Annotated in this window: 6 protein-coding genes; 4 read left to right on the top strand and 2 right to left on the bottom strand. The window is 71.7% G+C overall.

Going from position 1 to position 5,378, the window contains the following annotated elements:
• Nucleotides 1–91: 91 nt before the first annotated feature.
• Nucleotides 92–526 carry a VOC family protein gene (locus tag ACWDX6_RS30590; protein ID WP_451488122.1) on the bottom strand — a complete coding sequence of 145 codons (435 nt, stop codon included), beginning with the start codon at nt 524–526 and terminating at the stop codon, nt 92–94.
• A gap of 77 nt (nt 527–603) precedes the next feature.
• Here ACWDX6_RS30590 and ACWDX6_RS30585 point away from each other — a divergent pair, with 77 nt between their 5' ends.
• A complete protein-coding gene (locus ACWDX6_RS30585; protein ID WP_451488121.1) occupies nt 604–1,143 on the top strand; it encodes an FBP domain-containing protein in 540 nt (179 codons plus the stop codon).
• Nucleotides 1,144–1,229: 86 nt separating this feature from the next.
• Here the strand turns inward: ACWDX6_RS30585 and ACWDX6_RS30580 are convergent, their stop codons facing one another.
• A complete protein-coding gene (locus ACWDX6_RS30580) occupies nt 1,230–2,423 on the bottom strand; it encodes an acyl-CoA dehydrogenase family protein (protein ID WP_451488120.1) in 1,194 nt (397 codons plus the stop codon).
• 137 nt (nt 2,424–2,560) lie between these two features.
• Between ACWDX6_RS30580 and ACWDX6_RS30575 the strand changes: the two genes are divergently transcribed.
• The 3 genes from ACWDX6_RS30575 to ACWDX6_RS30565 all read left to right on the top strand — a co-directional run bounded on the left by ACWDX6_RS30575 (nt 2,561) and on the right by ACWDX6_RS30565 (nt 5,280).
• Nucleotides 2,561–3,745 carry a CaiB/BaiF CoA transferase family protein gene (locus ACWDX6_RS30575; RefSeq protein ID WP_451488119.1) on the top strand — a complete coding sequence of 395 codons (1,185 nt, stop codon included), beginning with the start codon at nt 2,561–2,563 and terminating at the stop codon, nt 3,743–3,745.
• Nucleotides 3,746–3,809: 64 nt separating this feature from the next.
• Entirely contained in the window at nt 3,810–4,475 is a 666-nt protein-coding gene (locus ACWDX6_RS30570) for a GntR family transcriptional regulator (protein WP_451488118.1), read from the top strand.
• Between the two features lie 376 nt (nt 4,476–4,851).
• A complete protein-coding gene (locus tag ACWDX6_RS30565; protein WP_451488117.1) occupies nt 4,852–5,280 on the top strand; it encodes a VOC family protein in 429 nt (142 codons plus the stop codon).
• Nucleotides 5,281–5,378 lie beyond the last annotated feature (98 nt).

Genomic DNA, 5,378 nt, shown 5'->3' with positions numbered 1-5,378 from the left:
TTGCGATCCGTCCCCTCGGCCCTGGCGGGCCTGGGGAGACCCCATGCACCAGACCCCGCTCCCTGATCCGGCCTGATCCAAACGAAAGACCCTAGTGCGGCCCGAAGTCGGGCAACGTCAGGGTGCCGTCGTCCGCGAGGGGGAAGCCGGGGTTGTGGGCGATCTCCCAGGCGTGGCCGTCGGGGTCCAGGAAGACACCGGCGTAGCCGCCGTACGGGGTGGAGGCGGCCGGGCGGGTGACGGTGGCGCCCGCCTGGTGCGCCGCCGTCAGGAGCGCGTCGACCTCGGCGGGCGAGCGGACGTTGTGGGCCAGGGCGATGCCACCGAAACCGTCGGTGGGCGGGGCGGCGACGCCGCAGTCCGCGGCGAGCTTGTCACGGCCCCACAGGACCAGGCCGAGGCCGCCCGCCTGGAAGAAGACGGTCTCCTCGACCTCCTGGCCCCTCCAGCCGAGGCTCTCGTAGAAGGCGCGGGCGCGGGGCAGGTCGGCGACGCCGAGGGTGACGAGACTGATGCGCTGTTCCATGGGTTCAACGTAACGGCGCCCTGCCCCTCGTACCCCGCTCGGTACCCGCTCACCGTGACGGCCCGGGCGAAAACCGGATGCCGCTCCCGCGAAGTGTGTGTACGGTCCAACGAGTGGAACCTCTTACCGACCGACAGATCCGCTCGTCCTTCGTGAACTGCACGAAGGGTGAGGCGAGCCGGCTCCGACTGCCGCTCGACTTCGCCGAACTCCCCTGGCAGGACCTCGACTTCCTCGGCTGGGTCGACCCCGGCGCGCCGCTGCGCGCCCATCTGGTCGTCCCCCGCGAGGACGGGCCGCTCGGCATCACGCTGAGGGTGCCGGGCATGAGCCGCACCAGCGCGGTCAAGTCCAGTCTCTGCCAGGTCTGCCTGACGGGTCACGCCTCGTCCGGTGTCACCCTGCTCGCCGCGCCGCTCGCCGGCAGCCGCGGACGCGAGGGGAACACGGTCGGCATCTACGTCTGCGCCGACCTGGCCTGTTCCCTGTACGTCCGCGGCAAGCGGCAGCCCAGGCTGAGGGCGGGCCGCCACGAGGAGTCCCTGGCGCCGGAGGAGCGGATCGACCGGATGATGACCAATCTGAACGCGTTCCTCGCCAAGGTGACGGCAGGCTAGGCGCTGCGTGGTGGAGCAGGCCGCGGCCGGGGGCCCGTCGAGTTCGGCGAGGCCCCCGCCAGGGGTTCTCCGCAGGCCGGGTGGTGTCAGCGGAAGGCCGCCTCACCCGTGAGGGCCTTGCCGACGACCAGGGAGTGCACCTCGCTGGTGCCCTCGTAGGTGAGCACCGACTCCAGGTTGTTGGCGTGGCGCATCACCGGGTACTCCAGGGTGATGCCGTTGGCGCCCAGGATCGTGCGGCACTCTCGGGCGATCGCGATCGCCTCGCGCACGTTGTTGAGCTTGCCGACGCTGACCTGCTCGGGCGTCAGCCGCCCGGCGTCCTTGAGCCGGCCGAGGTGGAGGGCGAGGAGCATGCCCTTGCCGAGCTCCAGGGCCATGTCGGCGAGCTTCTGCTGGGTGAGCTGGTAGGAGGCCAGGGACCGCTCGAAGACGACGCGGTCGCCGGCGTAGGAGATCGCCGTCTCCAGGCAGTCGCGGGCCGCGCCGAGGGCGCCGAAGACGATGCCGAAACGGGCCTCGTTGAGGCAGCCCAGCGGGCCGGACAGACCCCGGGCCGCCGGAAGCATCGCGTCGGCCGGCAGCCGTACGTCCTGGAGGACCAGTTCGCTGGTGACGCTGGCCCGCAGGGACAGCTTCCGCTTGATCTCCGGGGCGGTGAAGCCAGGGGTGCCCGCCGGCACCAGGAAGCCGCGGACGCCGTCGTCGGTCCTGGCCCAGACGACGGCGACGTCGGCGACCGATCCGTTGGTGATCCACATCTTGGTGCCGTTGAGCACCCAGTCCCCGCCGTCCCGCTTGGCGTGGGTACGCATGGCTCCGGGGTCCGAACCGGCGTCCGGCTCCGTCAGCCCGAAGCAGCCGATGTACTCGCCGGCCGCCATACCGGGCAGCCAACGCTGCTTCTGCTCCTCGGAGCCGTACTTCCAGATCGCGTACATGGCGAGTGAGCCCTGCACGGACACCAGGCTGCGCAGGCCCGAGTCGACGGCCTCCAGCTCCAGGCAGGCGAGGCCGTACGCGACGGCGTCGGTGCCGGCGCAGCCGTAGCCCTCCAGGTGCATGCCGAGCACGCCGATGCCGCCGAGTTCACGGGCGAGCTCGCGGGCCGGAACGGCGCCGTGCTCGAACCATTCGGCGACGCGCGGGCGCAGTTCGCGGTCCGCCATGGCGCGGACGGTCCGGCGGATCTCGCGCTCCTCGTCGGTCAGCAGGCCGTCGACGGCGAGCAGATCGAAGGGGTGGACGGGTGACGACTTCGACGCGGCGGGCGACTTCACGGACGGCCTCCAGGCGGCTGCGGCAACACGGCGTGCCGAAGCCTAGCGGGATATCGGATTTTGGATCCAGTATTGAATATCCCTTCCGCGGTGCGTACGTTCGCCGTGGATCCGACCACCGGCGGAGGAGCAGCGGGATGCGCGCAGATCGACCGGAGACGCCGGGAACACCGAGCCCGGGCGCCCTGTCCGGGATCGTCGTGGCCGACTTCGGCCGGGTGCTCGCCGGACCGTACATGACGATGCTCCTCGCCGACCTCGGCGCCGATGTCATCAAGATCGAGCGGCCCGGCTCCGGTGACGACACCCGGGCGTGGGGCCCGCCCTTCGCCGACGGCGAGGCGACGTACTTCCTCGGGGTGAACCGCAACAAGCGGTCCATCGTCCTCGATCTGACGGACCCGGCGGACCGGGAGAAGGCCCGGGCCGTCGTCGACCGGGCCGACGTCCTGGTCGAGAACTTCCGCCCCGGGACCATGGAGAAGCTGGGCCTGGGCCACGAGGAGGTACGGGCCTCCAATCCGGGGCTGGTCTACTGCTCGGTGACCGGATTCGGCTCGGCCGAGGGCGCCCGGCTGCCCGGCTACGACCTCCTCGTCCAGGCCATGGGCGGGCTGATGAGTGTCACCGGGGAACCCGGCGGCCAGGGGACGAAGGCGGGCGTCGCGCTCGTCGACGTCATCACTGGCCTGCACGCGGGCCTCGGCATCCTCGCGGCCCTGCGCCACCGGGAACGCACCGGAGAGGGGCAGCGGATCGAGGTCTCCCTGCTCGCCTCACTCCTGTCCGCGCTCACCAACCAGTCGGCGGCCTACCTCGGCGCCGGGGTCGTACCACGGGCGATGGGCAACCGGCATCCGAGCATCGCACCGTACGAGGTCTTCGAGGCGAAGGACCGGCCGCTGGTGCTCGCCGTGGGCAACGACCGGCAGTTCCGTACGCTCTGCGAACGGATCGGCCTCCCCGGTCTCGCCGACGACCCCCGGTTCGCGGCCAACACCGCCCGGGTGGCGCACCGCGAGGAGCTGGCCGAGGTGCTCGCGGGTCCGCTCGCCGGACGGACCGCCGAGGACTGGTTCGAGGAACTGACGGCGGCCGGAGTGCCGTGCGGGCCGATCAACGACCTGGCGGCGGCCTTCGAGCTCGCCGGCCGGCTCGGCCTCGACCCGCGGGTCCCCGCCGACCTGGCCGGGCCCGGTCAGGTGGCCCATCCGATCGCGCTCGACGCCACTCCGCCCGTGTACCACCGCCCTCCCCCGCGCCTCGGGGAGCACACGCAGGCCCTGCTCGCTGAGCTGGGGCTGCCGCCTCGTACGCCATAGGAAGATGTACGGCACCGGCAGCGCGTGTCAGGCCGGTAAGCGATATGAAGGAAGGTCACAGGCGATGAGCAGCGCGGTACAGAAGCGGCGGCCGCCGACCGCCCAGCAGTTCGTCCTGGAGGAGCTGCGGCGCGCCATCACCAGCGGGGAGCTCAGGCCGGGCGGGCAGATCCGGCAGGACGCGCTCGCGGCGCGGCTCGACGTGAGCCGAGTGCCGCTGCGCGAGGCCCTGAAGACTCTGGAGGCCGAGGGCCTCGTGGTGCACCACGTTCACCGGGGCTACTTCGTCGCCGAGCTGTCGCTGGACGACCTGGAGGAGATCTACCGCATCCGCGACCTCCTGGAGACGGAGGCCGTCCGTGTCGCCATGGCCAGGTCGGAGGACGGGCTGACCGCCTCGCTCGAGAAGATCCAGCGTGAGGTGGAACGCGCCGCCGACGCCGGTGACGTGACGGAGATGGCCGCGGCCAACCGCCGCTTCCACTTCACGCTGGTCGAGGCGTGCGGGATGCCCCGGCTGGTCCGGCTGATCGCGACCCTCTGGGACGCCACCGACGCGTACCGCTCGCTCTACTACACCGAGGTCCCCCACCGCGAGCTCGCCGTGCGCGAGCACCGGGCGGTCATCTCCGCGATCCGTCACGGCGACACGGACGCGGCCCTCCGATGGCTCCACGAACACCGCGCGCATGCGGTGGCGGCGCTCCGGGACGTTCTCGACCTGGAGTGAGCCGCCTCCGGCCCCGGTCCACGTCGGCCCGGAGTGAGCCGCCTCCGGCCCCGGTCCACGTCGAACGTGAAGTGATCGCGGGTCCATCCGCCGCCCGCGTCGACCTGAGGTGAGCGCACGCCCGCCCCCGGCCCGCGCCGCCCCGAGGTGAACCCCTTCGGCCGGAAACGGCGTTGCCCCGCTCGACGAGCGACACTAGGGTCGATCATGTGACTGCCGGGTCGGCCATGGGCCATGCACGAGTAGGGCTCCCGGCCTCGGCATGAGCGCGAGGCGGGCCAGAGGCCCGCCCCCCTTTTCTCCGCGTCTTCGCTCCGGTGCCCCCTTCGCGGCGCCCCGCCTCAGCAGACCCAGACCGACCCGGAGAGACCACCCCATGCCTGATGACCAGAAGACCCCGCACGCGTCCGAGCCGCCGGTCGAGACCGTCCAGCTCAACCACACCGTCGTCCACGCCCGCGACCGCAGGCTGTCGGCCGAGTTCCTCGCCACCGTTCTCGGGCTGGAGGTCGGCGCCCCGTTCGGACCGTTCCTGCCCGTCGACCTCGGCAACGGCGTGACCCTCGACTACTACGAGCTGACCGACGAGCCGATCCAGTCGCAGCACTACGCCTTCCTCGTGCCCGACGCACGGTTCGACACCATGATCGCCCGCTTGGAGGCGCTCGGCGTCACCTACTACGCCGACCCGCACCACACCGATCCGGGCAGGACGAACCGCCTGTTCGGGGGCCGCGGCGCGTACTTCGACGACCCCGACGGCCACAACATGGAGATCATGACCCGGCCGTACGTCCGCCCCTAGGGTCTTTCGTTTGGATCATGCCGGGCTCGCCGGCTCTGGTGCCGCGCCTCGCCGCGTTGTCGTCGGTCGCCAACGCTCCGCGTTGACTCCCTCCTCCG

It is taken from the genome of Streptomyces sp. NPDC003027 (genome assembly GCF_053591435.1).
The sequence above is the reverse complement of the archived record's forward strand: the minus strand, read 5'-3'. Positions and strand labels throughout refer to the sequence as shown.

What these genes read in the sequence shown, in the direction of transcription:
- ACWDX6_RS30575 (WP_451488119.1), top strand. Translation starts at nt 2,561, where the DNA reads ATGCGCGCAGATCGACCGGAGACGCCGGGAACACCGAGCCCGGGCGCC.
- ACWDX6_RS30570 (WP_451488118.1), top strand. Translation starts at nt 3,810, where the DNA reads ATGAGCAGCGCGGTACAGAAGCGGCGGCCGCCGACCGCCCAGCAGTTC.
- ACWDX6_RS30585 (WP_451488121.1), top strand. Translation starts at nt 604, where the DNA reads ATGCCGCTCCCGCGAAGTGTGTGTACGGTCCAACGAGTGGAACCTCTT.
- ACWDX6_RS30565 (WP_451488117.1), top strand. Translation starts at nt 4,852, where the DNA reads ATGCCTGATGACCAGAAGACCCCGCACGCGTCCGAGCCGCCGGTCGAG.
- ACWDX6_RS30590 (WP_451488122.1), bottom strand. Translation starts at nt 526, where the DNA reads ATGGAACAGCGCATCAGTCTCGTCACCCTCGGCGTCGCCGACCTGCCC.